This is a genomic window from Phenylobacterium sp. SCN 70-31, from assembly GCF_001724605.1.
GTDB lineage: Bacteria > Pseudomonadota > Alphaproteobacteria > Caulobacterales > Caulobacteraceae > Phenylobacterium.
This window is the reverse complement of record NZ_MEEX01000002.1, coordinates 1-15209: the sequence shown is the minus strand read 5'-3', so window position 1 is coordinate 15209 and position 15209 is coordinate 1. Positions and strand designations below refer to the sequence as shown.

The following is a 15209-nucleotide window of genomic DNA, read 5'->3' as shown; positions in this document are numbered from 1 at the left end:
TTTGGCTTCTCCCCGACTAAACTGAACAAATGTGCAGTATTTGAGGTTCAGTCGCGATGCAAGCCTTCTGGCAGGTGTCAGTACTGCCCAATTGCTGAACGTCACGACACGCGGACCGCGAAAAATCTGGCTTTCTGCTGAACGCTCCGACAGACTCGCCCGCGACGAGTGGAGGGGCGGACGTGGTTCAGGGGCAGCGGGATAACCCGGACGGGCGCGAGCGCCTCGTGCGCACCGCCTTCGTGCTGTTTGCGGAGAAGGGGTTCGACAGCGTCACGGTCCGCGACATCGCCGCGGCCTCCAGCGTCAGCGTCGGCCTCATCAACCATCACTTCGGGTCCAAGGACGGCCTACGCGAGGCAGTGGACGAGTTCTTCATCGCGCAGTTCGAAGACGCCATCACCGGCGCAGCGACCCAGGAGCTGAGCACGACCCTGGACCCGGCGGAGGTGATCGACGCCTGGATCGAGCGCCATGCCGACGACTGGCCGACGATCGTCGCCTACTTCCGCCGCGCGCTGCTGGAGGAGAGCGACTGGGGCTTCTCGCTGTTCCAGCGCTTCTACGGCTTCGTGCAGGCTACAGTGATGCGGATGGACGCCGCCGGCCAGATCGCCCCCGACGTCGACCGGCTCTGGCTGCCGTTCCTGATGATGTACCTTGAGATCGGCACCATGGTGTTCGACCCCTACATCAAGCGCGTGCTGGGCCGTTCGGGTTACGACCGCGACCTCTGGCAGCGCCGTCACCGGGCCTACATGAGCCTGATCCGGCGCGGGACCGCGGGCCGCCGCGCCGCCGACTAGCCGGCTGCCAGCGCCTCGGCTTTCAGCGCCAACTTGTCGACCTTGCCGTTCGGCAGCCGCGGCAGTTCGGGCGCCAGGGTGAAGCTCTTCGGGACCTTATAGTTGGCGATCCGGCTGCGCAGGAACGCGCGCAGCTCGTCGGCGCTGACCGACGCGCCGGGCGCGAGCTCGACGAAGGCGTGGCCCACCTCCTGGTACGTCGGGTGCGGGGCGGCGACGACTGCGGCGATGGCGGCGGCCGGGTGCTCGCAGATCGCCTGCTCCACCTCGACCGGATAGACGTTGTAGCCGCCCGACTTGAACATCTCCTTCAGCCGCCCGCCGAAGACCACGTTGCCGTCCTCGCGCAGCACGCCCAGGTCGCCGGTCCGCAGGAAGCCGTCGGGCGTGAAGGCGGCGGCCGAGGCCTCCGGGTTCCGGAAATAGCCGCTCATCAGGTACGGCCCGCGCACCTGGATCTCGCCCAGCTGGTCGGGCGGGCAGGGCAGGTTGGTCGCCGGGTCGGCGACGCGCAGTTCGGCGCCGGGCAGCACCTCGCCGATGGTCTCGGACATCACCTTCAGCGTCGCGTCTTCGCCGGTCCGGGTGATGATCCCGCAGGTCTCGCTCTGGCCGTAGACGTTCGACAGGCGCAGGCCCGGGCGGGCGAACTGCTCCAGCACCGCCTCGGGTGTTACCGCGCCGCCGAACACGATGAGGCGCGTGGTCTTCAGCCTCTCGGCCATGCCCACCGGCTGCTGCAACATCATGGCGAAGCCCGTGGGGGAGGAGACCAGGTACGTCGGCTGCTCGCGCCGGCTGATCTCGCCGATGGCGGCCACGTCGACACGTGGATGGAAGATGATGTGTCCGCCGGCCGCCAGGATCGGCATGCAGAGGTTGTTGATCGCGCCCACGTGGTTGACGGGCGCGGCGCAGACCGAGCTCTGCAGGGCCTCGGCCCCCATCCAGGCCAGGTTCGCCAGCGCCGAGGCCACGATGGCCCGGTGCGACAGCTCCGCGCCCTTGGGCTTTCCGGTGGTGCCCGAGGTGTAGACGATGAGGGCCGTGTCCTCGGGATCGACCGCCGCGCGGGCGGCCGCCAGCGTCGCGTCGTCGATGGCGTCGCCGGCCGCCAGGAACACCTCCCGCGACACCGCGCCGGCCGAGGGTTCGCCGTGGCAGATCATGCGAGCGCCGGGCGCGATCGCCGCCAGTTCCTCGCAATAGTCGCGCCCGTCGAAGGGCGACATCACCACCAGCAGGGCGGGCTCCGAGTCGGCCAGCATGTGTTCGAAATCGCGCGCCTGGTAGCGCGGATTGACCCCCAGCCAGGTGACGCCGATTGAGGCGGCCGCGTGGAAGACGATCCAGAAATCGACCGACGGCGCGGCCAGCATTGCCAGCCGGTCGCCGCGCCGCAGACCCCGCGCCAGCAGGGCGCGGGCGTAGCGATCCACCTCCGCGGCCAGTTGGGCATATGAGAGACGACCGCCCTCCTGCGAGGCGGCGGGCGCCTGGGCTTCGGTGTCCACCGCGCGGCGGAGAAGATCCGCCATACGCCGCGGTGTGCTTTTTCCGACCATACGTTTGTTTACCCTGTTCGGCGTCATCTGCGTTGCGCACGCCATCGCCGGCCAAATCCGTCGTTCTCACGATGCCGCTTGCCACGAGACTGTACAAGTGTTTAGTTTGTGAAAATGCGGCGAGGCGGCAGCTCATCGAGTCGACCGCTCTCGCGGAAAGAAAACGCTGTGGCCTCAACTGAGGTCCGAGGGGGAGTCTCATGGCAATGAACGTACGTGCAATTCTGATGGCGAGCTGCGCCTCGCTGGTCGCCGCGCCGGGCGTGGCGATGGCCGCGGACGACGGTACGGTCGCCGAGCTGGTCGTCACCGCCCAGAAGCGTGCGGAAAAGCTGATCGAGGTGCCGCTGTCGGTGCAGTCGCTGAGCGGCGAGGCGGTCGAGCGCAGCGGGGCGGCCAAGGTGTCGGACCTCACCAAGTTGATCCCGGGCGCCAGCATCGTCTCCAGCACCACGCCGGGCTTCGAGACCGTGCAGATCCGCGGCGTCAGCAGCGGCACCACCGGCGACGGCCTGGTCGGCTACTACATCGACGACACCCCGTTCGGCGTCCCGAACCTGCAGCTGACGCCGCCGGCCCGCCTGCTGGACCTGGAGCGGGTGGAAGTGATCCGCGGCCCCTCCGGCACCCTGTATGGCCAGGGCTCGATGGGCGGCACGATCAAGCTGATCACCGCCAAGCCGGACCCGACCAAGTTCTCGGGCAAGGCCCAGGCCGAGCTTTCGAACACCGAGGGCGGCGGCACGAACTACAACGCCGACGCCGTGGTCAACATGCCCCTGGTCGAGGGTAAGCTGGCCGCCCGCCTGTCGGCCGGCTACGAGCGGCTCAGCGGCTATGCCGAGGCGCCCGAGCTGCGCGAGCGCAACGTCAACGACTTCACCGGCAAGAACGCGCGTCTGACCCTGGGCTACGAGCCCACCGACGACGTGCAACTCACCGGCTTCGTCTGGCTGATCCGAAACACCCAGGACTTCTCGAACAGCCTGACGCCCAAGAACGCGACGACGTCGGCGCTGGCGCCCACGCCGTTCAACCTGCCGGGCATCGTCGGCACGGGCGGCCGTCGCGGCTATACCGACGTCGACGCCGACATCTATTCGGCCACGCTGAACTGGCAGACGAGCATCGGCGACCTCACGGTCAACACCTCGTACGTGGACCACGAGCTCGACTTCATCACTCCGCTGCTTACGATCCTCGTCAACGAGTCGAACTTCCACACGAAGTCGTACACGAACGAGATCCGGCTCTCGTCGAAGGCCGACAGCTCGGTGCGCTGGATCGTCGGCGGCTACACCCGCAACGCCAAGATCCGCTCGGACATCTTCTACTATTCCCAGGCGACGCTGACGGCGGCCAAGACCAGCATCATCAATACCCTGGGCACCATCGACACCGACTCGTACTCGGTGTTCGGCGAGGTCTCGACGAAGCTGTTCGGCGGCGTGGTCGAACCCCTGTTCGGCCTGTCGTACTTCAAGGACGACCGCAGCGTGGACGGCGTCGACCGGGCGATCGGCGCGCCGCGCATCGGCCAGCTCAAGTTCGACAGCTTCAACCCGCGCTTCAACCTGAAGATCAAGCCCGCCGAGAACGGCACGGTCTACTTCAACGCCGCCAAGGGCTTCCGCTCGGGCGCGCTGCAAACGCCGGCCCAGGCCAACGCGGCGAACGTCACCCTGGGCCTGCCCGCGGGCACCATCCAGACCAGCGTCCAGCCCGACAAGCTGTGGACCTATGAACTCGGCACGCGCTGGGAACTGCTCGACGGCCAGCTCCTGGCCGAGGCCTCGGCCTATCGCACCGACTGGGACAACGTGCTGGTCCAGTTCGCGACGGCGGCGGTCATCTCGCTGGCCAATGGCGGCGACGCCAAGATCGAAGGCGCCGACTTCGGCCTGGCCTACCGCCCCGACGGCGTTCAGGGCCTGACGCTCGCGGCCACCGGCAACATCCAGGACGCCCGCTTCAAGAGCGTCGTGGGTAACCTCGCGGTCGGCACGGCGATCCGCAAGGGCGGCAAGGTGCCGAACGTGCCGGACATGAGCCTGACCGTCTCGGCCGACTACAAGCGCGAGCTGGCGGCGCTGGGCGGCGTCACGGGCACGTTCTACCTGGGCTACTCGTTCCGCGACGACGTGATCGACGCCACGGTTAAGAACCTGAAGGCGGGCGAGCTGAACGACCTGACCGTCCGGATGGGCGTCCAGAAGGACAACTGGCGGCTGGAGGGCTTCATGCTCAACGGCCTGGACGACAAGGACCCCGTCGCCCTTGGTTCCACCGCCGTACAGATCCTCTATCCGCGCCGCTACGGCGTGCAGCTGTCGGTGAACTTCTAGGGCGATTTCCTCCCCGTCCTAACCTGACTGGCGATCGCGGACCCTGGCCGCGATCGCCGCTTTCCTCAGGATCTGCGTATGGCCGACGGCGCTCGTCTCCTCTCCATTTCAGAACAGTCCGCGCACTTCCTGGCGCGCGACCACGTCGGCCCGCCGGCGGGCGCCGTCGTGGGAGAGGCGGCGTGGTACGGCGGCGACCTGCTGGCCGACGGCTCCTGGGCCGAAGAGCTGACGCCGAATGTGATCGCGGCGTTCGAGCAGGCGCTGGTGGCCGTCGCCGCCGGCGGCCGGAACCCCGACAACCTCGTCGCCGAGGACTTCCCGCTGGCGGCCATCGCGCCCACGCTGCAGCGCTGGCGCGAGACCCTGCTGCACGGCCGCGGCTTCCTCGTCCTGCGCGGCGTGCCGGTGACGCAGTGGACGCCCGCCATGCAGGACCTGTTCACCCGTGCGCTGGGCCTCCAGTTCGGCCACCTGGGCCTGCAGAACCCGCAGGGCGACGTGATCGGCCAGGTGCGAGACACTGGGGCCGCGAAACGCGATCCCTACGCCCGCCTCTACGCCACGGCCGGCGAGTTCCGCTTCCACTGCGACGCATCCGACCTCGTAGGCCTCCTGTGCGTGCGGCCTGCCGTACGCGGGGGCGAGAGCCGGATCGCCAGCTCGGTCACCGTCTACAACGAGCTGCACAAACGCCGCCCCGACCTGGCCGCACTGCTGTTCGAACCGCTGGCGCTGGACCTGCGGAACGAGCACCAGCCGGGGGCCGAGGCCTACGCCGCACTCACGCCCTGCGCCTACGCCGACGGCGCGCTGCACACGGCCTATCTGTCAGACTACTTCCGCAGCGCCGCGCGCCACCTGGCCCTGCCGCCCGCGCACCTGGAACTCCTCGATCTCTACGACGCGATCGCCGCCGAGCCGGGGATCGGCCTCTCTTTCTTCATGCGCCCCGGCGACGTGCAGGTGCTGAACAACCATGTCGCCCTGCACGCGCGCACGGCGTTCGAGGACGAGCCCGGGCGCGAGCGCCTGCTGCTGCGCTTCCTGGCCTCGGTCGACCGCGCGTGAGCCAGCCGCTCGACGGCCTGCGTGTGCTGGAGATCGCCGACGGGCCGGCCGGCGGCTTCTGCGGCCGCCAGTTCGCCGCCTGGGGCGCCGACGTCGTGATGCTGGAGCCGCCCGGCGGCGGGCCCCTGCGCCAGGCCGCGCCGCGGTGGTCGCTGGACGGCGCGCAGGGCTCGGCGGCGTTCGACGTCCTGGCCTGCGGCAAGCGCAGCGTCGCGCTCGCCGAGGCCCCGGCGCTGCTGGCCGGCGCTGACGTGCTGGTCTGCGATGCGCCGGAGCGGCTGGGGCGCGACCTGGCCGACCTGCGCCGCGACCATCCGCACCTCGTCGTCGTGACCATCGGCCCGCTCGGTGAGCTGTGCATCGCCGACCTCGAAGCCATCAGCGGTTATCTCAGCCTGAACGGCCCCGCCGACGGCCCGCCGCTGCCGTCGCCGGCGAACATCATGGCCTACGCCATCGGCGCCAACGCCTTCGCCGGCGCCCTGGGCGCGCTCGTCGGCCGCGAGCGCACCGGTCTCGGCGATCACGTAAGCGTCTCAGGTCTTGAGACCATCGCCAGCTTCGTGATGTGGCTGCGGGAGCAGCACCAGCCCGCGCCCACCGCGCACAACGGCGGCACGCCCGAGGGCGCGCGGCTCATCCGCTGCCTGGACGGCCACGTCTCGGTCGCGCCTGCCGTCGTACCGCACCTGCCGGCCTATCGCGAGGTGCTGGGCGTGCCCGACGTCGTCGACCTGGAGGGTCTGGCCGAAGGCGGTCGACTGGAGACCACCGACCGCGTCGCCGCGGCGTTGGCGCCCTACGCCGCCCGGCTCAGCGTCGAGGAGGTGTTCCTGGGCCTGCAGGTCCGCGGCGTCGCCTGCGGCAAGGTTCAGTCGCCGCGTGAGGTGCTGGCGGACCGGCAGCTCGAGGACCGCGCCTTCTACCAGCCGCTCGCGCACCCCGCGGGATCGTTGCCCTTCGCCGGGCGGCCGGCGCTCATGACCGACGCGCCGGCGCTCACCCCCCTCCCGCCGCCGGCGCCGGCCTCCACGTCCGCATCGGGCCTCGGCTGGACCCCTGCGACGCGCCCGGCCGCGCCGGATGGCCTAGCTCCCCTGGCCGGCATGCGCGTGCTGGACCTGACCCAGGCCTGGATCGGCCCCATGGCGGCGATCGCCCTGGCCGACCTGGGCGCCGAGGTGGTCAAGGTGGAGGGCGTCACGCGCCCCGACATCTGGCGCTTCCTGGGGCAGGCCGAGGCCGCGCTGGGCGATCCGACGGCGCCCGAGAACCGCAGCTGGTACTTCAACGGCGCGAACCGCAGCAAGTCGGGCTTGGGCCTGGACCTCAACCACCCCGCCGGCGCGGCCGCGTTCCGGCGCCTGGTCGCCGACGCCGACGTCGTGCTGGAGAACTTCACCCCGAAGGTGATGGCCCGCTTCGGCCTCGACTATGAGCAGCTCCGCGCCGTCCGCCCTGACCTAATCATGTCGTCGTTCAGCGGCTTCGGCGCCTTCGGGCCGCATGCCGGCTTCAAGGCCAACGGCGCCTCGATCGAGGCGCTGGCCGGCTGGGACGCGCTGAACCTCGACGCCCAGGGCCGGCCGGTGCTGATGGGCGGCTATCCGGCGGATCCCATCTGTGGCCTGCAGATGATCGCCTGCACCCTGGCTGCGCTTTACCGCCGCCTGCGCACGGGCGTGGGCGCGCATGTCGACGGTTCGATGATGGAGGCCGCGACGGGCTACATCGCCGACGCCCTGCTGGCCCAGGCGCTGGCCGACGCGGGCGCTGAGGTTGAGCACCATCCGGCGCACACGACCCTGACGCCTGCCGCCAGCACCTGGGACGCCCTGGCCGGTCCGCGGCTGGCCGGCTGGTTCATCCCGCTGGTGTCGCCGGGGCTGGGGGAGGGCAAGCACGCCGGCCGTCTCTGGCGTTTCGCCGAGGCGGCCCTGCCGGCCGCCACCCCGCCGCCGCGCCTGGGGCAGCACACCAGGGCGATTCTGGCCGACCGGCTTGGCCCCGAGGACGCCGAGCGGCTTATCGCCGACGGCGTCGCCGGGTTCCTCGACTGATCTAGTTGCCGCTGAACGTAGGCGGGCGCTTCTCGAAAAAGGCCGATACGGCTTCCTTGTAGTCCTCGGTCAGGCTGGAGAGCAGCCACTGGTCGGCGTCCATGTGCATGACCGCCCGGTCCAGAGCGCCCGCCACGTGGTTGATGCTCTTCTTGATCATCTGCACCGAGTTGGGGGGCAGGGCGGCGTAGGTCTCGGCCATCTCGCGGGCCGCCGCGTCTAGGTCGGCCAGCGGCACGAGCTGGTCCAGGAAGCCCCAGCGCTCCAGCGTGGCCGCGTCGAACAGCTTGCCGGTCATGATCATCTGCTTGGCCCGCGCCGGCCCCACCAGGTGCACGCAGATCGGCACGGCATGCCACATCAGGTTGATGCCCAGCTTCACCTCGCCATAGCCGATGCGGGCGTTGTCGGCCCCGATCCGGAAGTCGCAGGCCGAGGTGATGCAGCCGCCGGCCCCGGTGGCGATGCCCTGCACCGCACAGATGGTCGGCTGCGGGATCTCCTGCATCGATCGCATGAGTTGGGCGCCGAACTCCGCCCCGCGGCGGCGCATCAGCAACGACGCCTGCGCCCGCTGACTGGGCGGGTTCGAGAGGTCCGCGCCGACCGAGAAGTCCTTGCCTTCGGCGCGCACGATCACCACGCGGGTCTGTTCGTCGTGCAGGAACTCGCGGCTGATCCGCTCCAGCTCCTGCATCATCTCCAGCGTGACGGCGTTGCGCCGCTCGGCCCGGTTGATGGTCACGGTCGCGATATGGCCTTCACGGTTCAGCTCGATCAAGGACACCAAGTCTCTCCCCAAATTTGACGAACAGCCTAGACGCCGGCTTCAGACTGAGCAAATGTTTAGTGAGCGCGAACGCAGGGGTTTCGTCATGCATCGGCTCACGGATTCTGATCGGGCGGCTTACGCCCGCGACGGCTATCTCTGCCTGGAAGCGTGGCTGTCCGACGACTGGGTGGACCGCCTCTCGGCCGTCGCGGATCGGTTCGTCGATCGCAGCCGCGCCCTGACCGAGAGCACCGCCGACATTCTGCTGGGTCCGGGCCATTCGGCCGAGCATCCGATACTGCGACGCATCCCGCAGACGGTGGCGTTCGACCCGCTGTTCGAGGACTTCGGCCTGCGCGGACCGGTCGTGGATCTGGCCGAGGACCTGCTGGGCCCGGACGTGCGGTTCCACCACTCGAAGCTGAACTTCAAATCAGGCGGGGGCGGCGAGGAGATCCGCTGGCATCAGGACATTCCGTTCTGGCCGCACTCGAACTATGGCCCGCTGACGATCGGAGTCTACCTTTGCGACGTGGACGCCGACATGGCGCCCATGGGCGTCTACGCCGGCAGCCACCGCGAGACGCTCCACACCCTGCGCGACGCCGACGGGGCCTGGACCGGCGCGCTCTCCGACGCCGAGGCGGCGCGCCTCGAGCCTGCGCGGCTGCGGTGGCTCAGCGGCCCGCGGGGCACGGTGACGGTCCACAACTGCCGCGTGGTCCACGGCTCGCGCGCCAACACCTCGCCGCGGATGCGGCCGCTGCTGCTCCACACCTATGCGCCCTGCGACGCGATCCCGCTGACCCGCATCATGGACCCGGTGAAGTTCGCCAATGTGATCGTGCGCGGCCGCTCGCCCGCCTACGCGCGCTTCGACGCCGAGCCGTGCCCCATGCCGCCGGACTGGGGCGCGGGCGAGTACAGCTCGATCTTCTCGGTGCAGCAGGAGAAGCTGGGCTAGCCAGCGTAGCCCGGCGATTCCGCGTCCAGCTTCCGCAGCAGCGCCGGCCACGTGAAGGCGCCGGCCGAGCCGTCGAACAGCGAGCGGGACTGGTCGGTGACTTTCTCGGGCACGCCCTGGTTCGGCGTCATCAGCCGCGCGCCGGTCGACTGCGCGCGGACCTGCATCGTGCAGGCGCGCTCCAGGAAGTAGATCGCCAGCCACGCCGCCGCACAGCTCGGCCCCACCGACAGCGTGCCGTGATTGCGCAGCATCATCAGGTGGCGGTCGCCCAGGTCGTGGACCAGCCGCTCGCGCTCGTCCAGGTCGAAGGCGATGCCCTCGTAGTCGTGATAGGCGACCTCGCCGGCCACCATCATCGCGTGCTGCGACAGCGGCAGCAGCCCGTCGGCCTGGGCCGCGATGGCGACGCCGTCGTCCGTGTGGAGGTGGATCACGCACTGCGCGTCCTCCCGCGCCATGTGCAGCGCCGAGTGGATCACGAAGCCGGCGGGGTTCACCGGGTGCGGGCCGGGCTCCACCGGCTGGCCGTCGAGGCCCACCTTCACGAGGTTGGACGCGGTCACCTCGCAGAACCGCAGGCCGAACGGGTTGATCAGGAAGTGGTGCTCCGGGCCCGGCGCGCGCGCCGAGATATGGGTGAAGATCAGGTCGTCCCAGCCTTCGAGGGCGGCCAGGCGGTAGACGGCGGCCAGGTCGCGTCGGACCTCGGCCTCGGTCTGCAAGGGAACGTCGTAGGCCATGAGGAGGAGCTCCGGATCAGGCGACGCGGTCGCGCACCGCGCGGCGGGCCGAGAGGAAGAAGTGCAGGCCGGCCCAGACCAGCGCGCCGGTGGACATCAGGAGCGCGTAGCGCAGGCTCTCGCGGCCGAAGGCCGGCGCCAGCGCATCGCTGGCCTCGCCCACCAGCCAGGGCCCGAGACCCAGCCCCAGCAGCGACGAGAGGAAGAGGGTGAGCGAGATCGCTGTGGCCCGGCGATGCGGCTCGGCGAACGACTGGATGGCCGACAGCGCCACGCCCCCGCCCGAGGCGGCCAGGAAGGTGGCGAACAGCTTGATGCCGATGGCGATCCACGGCGACGGCGCCAGGAACACCGCGGCGTAGAGCGGCGCCGAGCCTCCGTAGGCTATGGCCGGCAGCCACAGCTCCCAGCGCGGATCGCGCGGGATCAGGCGCATCGCCAGCCAGCCGCCCAGCATCACGCCGAAGATCCCGCCCAGCCCGCTGGCCGTGCCCGAGAAGAGGCCGATCTGGGTGAGCGTCAAGCCGTGGATGCGGATGAAGAAGGCCGGCAGCCACTGGGTCAGCCCATAGGTGCCGAACGCGCCGATCGAGAGCGCCAGCACCAGATGGCGCAGCGCCGGCCGGCGCAGCAGCGCGCCGATAGCCACGCGGGCAGGCTCGCCGGCCGCCTCGGCCACATGCCCGCGCCGGGGCGGCTCCTTCATCGTGAAGAGGATGACTAGCGCCAGTGGCGTGCCCATCAACCCCACGATCCACAGCGCCGCGCGCCAGCCGAAGTGGTCGGCGAGCAGGCCGGTGATCACGAGGCCCGCGCTCAGCCCCGCCAGCCCGCCGGCCTGGAAGATCGAGATGCCCAGCGCGCGCCGCGCCGGCGGCAGGTAGTCGCCGATCAGCGAGTGGGCGGCGGGCACGCAGCCGGCCTCGCCCACGCCGACGCCCACGCGGGCCAGGAACAGCTGGCCGAAGCTGCGGGCCAGGCCCGTGGCGGCCGTCATCACGCTCCACAGCGCCAGGCACGCGGCCAGCAGGCGCACGCGCGAAGAGCGGTCGGCGAGGCGGGCTAGGGGAATGCCCAAGGTGGCGTAGAAGGCCGCGAACGCCAGGCCCGACAGCAGGCCCAACTGGCCGTCGGTGAGCGCAAGCTCGGCCTTGATGGGCTCGAGCAGGACGGCGAGCACCATGCGGTCCATGTAGTTGAAGAACGAGACCGCGGTCAGGATCGCGATGGCGTACCAGGCGCCCAGGCTTATGCGCGAATCCTCCGCCGCCAGCGGTGTGGTCATCGTCGGCGTCGAGCCAGTCATTGTCCCTCCCGTCGCCCGCGCCTTGCCAACGCTGAACATATGGCCACCATACAGATGAGAGGTAGACTAATCAAATGTTCAGTGTTTATCTCGGCGTAAGAAGAGGGAGGACGAGGGTGTGAGCGCGGTCGAAGCAATTCCGGTCCGGCGCATGGACTTCGAGTTTCCGGACGACCTGGACCTCGTGTTCATCAAGGGCGACCCGGGCATGTCGTACTTCTTCGTCGGCGCCTGGATGATGCTGCCCTACCTGGAGCCGTACCTGATCCGCACGATCCAGGCGGCGATGCCCCAGATCCGCGACGAGCGTCTGCGCGAGGAGATGAAGCGGTTCTGCGCCCAGGAGGGGCAACACTTCCGCCAGCACGCGCGCCTGAACGAGGTCGTGCGCCGCATCCACCCGTCGGGCCCGCGCCTCGCCGAGCTGGAAAAGGAGGTGGCCGCCGAGTTCACCGCCTGGTCGGCCGAGAAGCCGCTGAAGTTCAACCTGGCCTACGGCGAGGGCTTCGAGTCCATGACCTGCGCCGGCGCCCGCACCCAAATCCAGACCGGCATGTTCGGCTGGATGAAGGAGCCGATCCGCAGCCTGATGTACTGGCACATCATGGAGGAGATCGAGCACCGCACCGTGTGTTTCGACGTCTATGAGAAGGTGGTTGGCGACTACGCCTACCGCACCAAGATGAGCCTCTGGTTCCAGCGCCACTACTACGCCTGGTGCCGCCGCTTCGCCGCCGAGATGATCGCGGCCGATCCCGAGACCATGGCGCGCTACGACACGCCGGAATGGGCGGCCGTCCGCAAGCAGAGAATGCGCGCCTACCGCGCCGACTACCTACCGCGCCTCCTGGGCACCTTCATGCCCTGGTACGACCCCGCGAAGTTGCGTCTGCCGCCCGGTTTCGAAGCCGCGCGCGCCGACTTCACCGCCCGCGCCGCCAGCGTCCAATAGCCTACCCGGAGCCAATACCCATGGATGACGCCCCCGCGGTCGACCCGCGCCTCGCCGCCTTCGTCCAGGCCCGCGCCGCGCGGCCGATCGTGCCCGCCGACGGCCTCTTGCCCACGCTGCACATCGGCGACGACGACCTGCCGTGGCTGGAGGCGGGCGACGGCTCGGCGATCCAGCTGCTGCACGTCGACCTCAGCCAGGGGCTTTGGATCTCGAAGACCTGCCTGCCGCCCGGCTATCAGGTCGCGACCCACTACCACACGGGCATCGTCTTCGCGGTCACGCTGGAGGGCTCGTGGTTTTACCGCGAGACGCCCGACGAGGTGAACCGGCCAGGCTCGTACCTCTTCGAGCCCGCGGGCTCGCGCCACACGCTCTGTACGCCGCCCGACATGGAGGGCCGCATGGTGACGTGGTTCGCCATCTACGGCGCCAACATCAACCTCGATGCCGAGGGGCAGATCACCTCGGTGCTGGACGCGCGCGCCGTCCTCGACCTCTACCGCGGCTACTGCGAGGCGCTGGACCTCGACTGCTCCAAGCTGATCGTGGTGGGCGCATGACCATGCGTGCGGCGGTCATGCGGGGCGCCCGCTTCGAGGTCGAGGACCGGCCCATCCCGCGGCCCGGCCCGGGCAATGTTCTGGTGAAGGTGCGCGCCTGCGGCATCTGCGGCTCCGACCTGCACTACTTCCACCATGCGCCCGAGATCATCGAACGCGCGCGCGCCCTGGGCGCCGACACGGCCGGCATGGAGCGCACGCTGCGCGAAGGCCCCGTGCTGGGCCACGAGTTCGTCTGCGAGATCGTCGACTTCGGGCCGCAGACGTCCAAGGCGCTGCGGGCCGGCGACCGGGTCGCGTCCATGCCGTTCGTGGTGCGCGGCGGCGCGCCGGTGCTGGTGGGCTCACGCCCCGACACACCCGGCGCCTACGCCGAGTACATGGAGCTGACCGAGGCGCTGCTGCTGGCCGTGCCCGACGAGGTGCCGGACGAGGCGGCCGCCCTGGTCGAGCCGTTCGCCGTCGCCGTTCACGCCGTTAACAAGGCCGCCCTGCGCGGCGACGAGGCCTGCGTCGTCGTCGGCTGCGGTCCCATCGGCCTGGCGGTCGCCGCCGTGCTGCGGGCGCGCGGTTTCGAGACCATCGTGGCCGGCGACCTGTCGCCCACCCGCCGGGATATGGCAGCCACCCTGGGCGCCACGGCGGTGGTGGATGCGCGGACCGGGAGCGTCGTGGCCCGCGCCTTGGACGCTGCGCCGGGCCGCCCGGTGGTGATCTTCGAGAACACCGGCGCGCCTGGAATGCTGCACCGTCTGGTGCTTGAGGCGCCGAAGGACGCGCAGATCCTCGTCACCGGCATCGCCGTCGGCGACGAGAGCCTGACCGCCATGGCGGCCATCACCAAGGAGCTGAAACTCCAGTTCGTCATCTACTACGCCGCCGAGGAGTTCGCGGAGGCGCTGGAGCTGATCCGAACCGGCCGGGTGAATTGGCGACCCCTGCTCACCGGCTCGGTGGGGCTGGAGGGCATCACCCAAGCCTTCGCCGACCTCAGCGATCCCGAGCGGCACGCCAAGATCCTGGTCCGCCCGTGGGAGACCTGATTCCGGGCGCGACGCGGCGGACGCTGCAGGTCGGCGCGCTCGCGTTCACGGCCTACGAGATAGGCGAGGGGCCGCTGGTGCTGCTCGTGCACGGCTTCCCCGACACGCCGGCGACGTGGCGCTACCTCGCGCCGGAACTGGCCCGCGCCGGCTATCGCGCGGTTGCCGTCACCTGCCGAGGTTACGAGGCAAGCTCGATGTCGCCGGACGGCGACTTCGGCCTCGCCAGCCTCATCGACGACGTCCTTGGTTGGCTGGACGCCCTGGACGCCGAACGCGCGCACCTGATCGGCCACGACTGGGGCTCCAGCCTTGTTCAGCTCGCCGCCGCCAAGGCCCCACACCGCGTAGCTTCACTCACCGTGCTTGCCGTGGCTCACCCAGCCGCCTTCGCCGCGCTTCTGCCCACCGATCTCGAGCAGCTCGAACGGTCCTGGTACATCTTCCTGCTCCAGCGGCCGGACCTGCCGGAGGTGCTCATCGCTGGCTCAGGCCTGCTGGACCATTTCTGGCGTCGCTGGTCGCCGGGCTGGACGCCGGACGCAGAGGTCATTGCCGCTATGACCGCCGCCTTCGCCGACCCTGAGGTCGCGCGTAGTGCGCTTAGCTACTACCGTCGCGCGTTCGATACGGAGCACCCGCGATGGTCCGAAGCCGCCGCCCTGCTCGCCGCGCCGATCCCGGTACCGACCCTGGGCTTGGCTGGCGCCCGCGACGGCTGCGTCGCCGCCGAACTTTTCCAGCGCGCCTTGCCGCCCGAGGTCTTCCAGGCCGAACGAGAGATTTCCGTGTTGCCCGGAGTCGGCCACTTTCTGCACCTTGAGGCGCCCGACACCGTTGGCGCGGCCATCATCAAGAGGCTGCGCGCCGACAAGGCCCGATCATCCACCTGAAGGTCCGCTCTCCGGAACAGCGCCAAGGTCCGCTCATGTTGAGGGTTTCGGATGCCGGCCCTCACGCGAGGTGGGCCTGGCCTGGGGCCGGCGTTCGGAAGCCTTCAGGGGAGGAAGCCGCGGTCA

Annotated in this window: 13 protein-coding genes; 9 read left to right on the top strand and 4 right to left on the bottom strand. The window is 69.9% G+C overall.

Features of this window, described 5'->3' with window-relative positions; all coding sequences use genetic code 11:
• The first annotated feature begins 182 nt into the window (after positions 1 to 182).
• Positions 183 to 806: a TetR/AcrR family transcriptional regulator gene (locus ABS78_RS01205; RefSeq protein ID WP_293374064.1), complete on the top strand. Its 624-nt coding sequence runs from the start codon at positions 183 to 185 to the stop codon at positions 804 to 806.
• Here the strand turns inward: ABS78_RS01205 and ABS78_RS01200 are convergent.
• Positions 803 to 2344 carry a class I adenylate-forming enzyme family protein gene (locus tag ABS78_RS01200; RefSeq protein ID WP_293374062.1) on the bottom strand — a complete coding sequence of 514 codons (1542 nt, stop codon included), beginning with the start codon at positions 2342 to 2344 and terminating at the stop codon, positions 803 to 805. The genes ABS78_RS01205 and ABS78_RS01200 overlap by 4 nt on opposite strands.
• 233 nt (positions 2345 to 2577) lie before the next feature.
• Between ABS78_RS01200 and ABS78_RS01195 the strand changes: the two genes are divergently transcribed.
• The 3 genes from ABS78_RS01195 (at position 2578) to ABS78_RS01185 (ending at position 7847) form a co-directional block, all read left to right on the top strand.
• Positions 2578 to 4716, top strand: a complete 2139-nt coding sequence (locus tag ABS78_RS01195) for a TonB-dependent receptor (protein WP_293374060.1) — start codon at positions 2578 to 2580, stop codon at positions 4714 to 4716.
• Between the two features lie 78 nt (positions 4717 to 4794).
• On the top strand, positions 4795 to 5787 hold the full coding sequence (locus ABS78_RS01190) for a TauD/TfdA family dioxygenase (protein WP_293374059.1): 993 nt from the start codon (positions 4795 to 4797) through the stop codon (positions 5785 to 5787).
• Positions 5784 to 7847, top strand: coding sequence for a CoA transferase (locus tag ABS78_RS01185; RefSeq protein ID WP_293374057.1), 2064 nt, complete (start codon positions 5784 to 5786; stop codon positions 7845 to 7847). The genes ABS78_RS01190 and ABS78_RS01185 overlap by 4 nt, the downstream gene beginning before the upstream one ends.
• 1 nt (position 7848) lies before the next feature.
• Here the strand turns inward: ABS78_RS01185 and ABS78_RS01180 are convergent, their stop codons facing one another.
• Complete coding sequence (locus ABS78_RS01180) at positions 7849 to 8634, bottom strand: enoyl-CoA hydratase/isomerase family protein (protein ID WP_293374055.1); 786 nt, start codon at positions 8632 to 8634, stop codon at positions 7849 to 7851.
• Between the two features lie 88 nt (positions 8635 to 8722).
• On the opposite strand from ABS78_RS01180, the gene ABS78_RS01175 reads away from it, so the two are divergent.
• On the top strand, positions 8723 to 9583 hold the full coding sequence (locus tag ABS78_RS01175) for a phytanoyl-CoA dioxygenase family protein (RefSeq protein WP_293374053.1): 861 nt from the start codon (positions 8723 to 8725) through the stop codon (positions 9581 to 9583).
• On the opposite strand, the gene ABS78_RS01170 is transcribed toward ABS78_RS01175, so the two are convergent.
• Both ABS78_RS01170 and ABS78_RS01165 read right to left on the bottom strand, forming a co-directional pair.
• Entirely contained in the window at positions 9580 to 10326 is a 747-nt protein-coding gene (locus ABS78_RS01170) for a class II aldolase/adducin family protein (RefSeq protein ID WP_293374051.1), read from the bottom strand. The two genes, ABS78_RS01175 and ABS78_RS01170, sit on opposite strands and share 4 nt — an antisense overlap.
• A gap of 16 nt (positions 10327 to 10342) precedes the next feature.
• Positions 10343 to 11632 carry an MFS transporter gene (locus tag ABS78_RS01165; protein ID WP_293374049.1) on the bottom strand — a complete coding sequence of 430 codons (1290 nt, stop codon included), beginning with the start codon at positions 11630 to 11632 and terminating at the stop codon, positions 10343 to 10345.
• A gap of 118 nt (positions 11633 to 11750) precedes the next feature.
• Between ABS78_RS01165 and ABS78_RS01160 the strand changes: the two genes are divergently transcribed.
• The 4 genes from ABS78_RS01160 to ABS78_RS01145 are packed head-to-tail and all read left to right on the top strand — an operon-like array spanning position 11751 to position 15083.
• Entirely contained in the window at positions 11751 to 12584 is an 834-nt protein-coding gene (locus ABS78_RS01160; RefSeq protein ID WP_293374047.1) for a metal-dependent hydrolase, read from the top strand.
• 20 nt (positions 12585 to 12604) lie between these two features.
• Positions 12605 to 13147, top strand: a complete 543-nt coding sequence (locus ABS78_RS01155; protein WP_293374045.1) for a 2,4'-dihydroxyacetophenone dioxygenase family protein — start codon at positions 12605 to 12607, stop codon at positions 13145 to 13147.
• Positions 13144 to 14190 (top strand): zinc-binding dehydrogenase, encoded by a 1047-nt coding sequence (locus ABS78_RS01150; RefSeq protein ID WP_293374043.1) that lies wholly within the window; start codon positions 13144 to 13146, stop codon positions 14188 to 14190. Before ABS78_RS01155 ends, ABS78_RS01150 begins: the two co-directional genes overlap by 4 nt.
• Positions 14178 to 15083, top strand: coding sequence for an alpha/beta hydrolase (locus ABS78_RS01145; RefSeq protein ID WP_293374041.1), 906 nt, complete (start codon positions 14178 to 14180; stop codon positions 15081 to 15083). Before ABS78_RS01150 ends, ABS78_RS01145 begins: the two co-directional genes overlap by 13 nt.
• Positions 15084 to 15209: the final 126 nt, after the last annotated feature.

What these genes read in the sequence shown, in the direction of transcription:
- ABS78_RS01175 (WP_293374053.1), top strand. Translation starts at nt 8,723, where the DNA reads ATGCATCGGCTCACGGATTCTGATCGGGCGGCTTACGCCCGCGACGGC.
- ABS78_RS01170 (WP_293374051.1), bottom strand. Translation starts at nt 10,326, where the DNA reads ATGGCCTACGACGTTCCCTTGCAGACCGAGGCCGAGGTCCGACGCGAC.
- ABS78_RS01165 (WP_293374049.1), bottom strand. Translation starts at nt 11,632, where the DNA reads ATGACTGGCTCGACGCCGACGATGACCACACCGCTGGCGGCGGAGGAT.
- ABS78_RS01150 (WP_293374043.1), top strand. Translation starts at nt 13,144, where the DNA reads ATGACCATGCGTGCGGCGGTCATGCGGGGCGCCCGCTTCGAGGTCGAG.
- ABS78_RS01155 (WP_293374045.1), top strand. Translation starts at nt 12,605, where the DNA reads ATGGATGACGCCCCCGCGGTCGACCCGCGCCTCGCCGCCTTCGTCCAG.
- ABS78_RS01190 (WP_293374059.1), top strand. Translation starts at nt 4,795, where the DNA reads ATGGCCGACGGCGCTCGTCTCCTCTCCATTTCAGAACAGTCCGCGCAC.
- ABS78_RS01200 (WP_293374062.1), bottom strand. Translation starts at nt 2,344, where the DNA reads ATGGCGGATCTTCTCCGCCGCGCGGTGGACACCGAAGCCCAGGCGCCC.
- ABS78_RS01195 (WP_293374060.1), top strand. Translation starts at nt 2,578, where the DNA reads ATGAACGTACGTGCAATTCTGATGGCGAGCTGCGCCTCGCTGGTCGCC.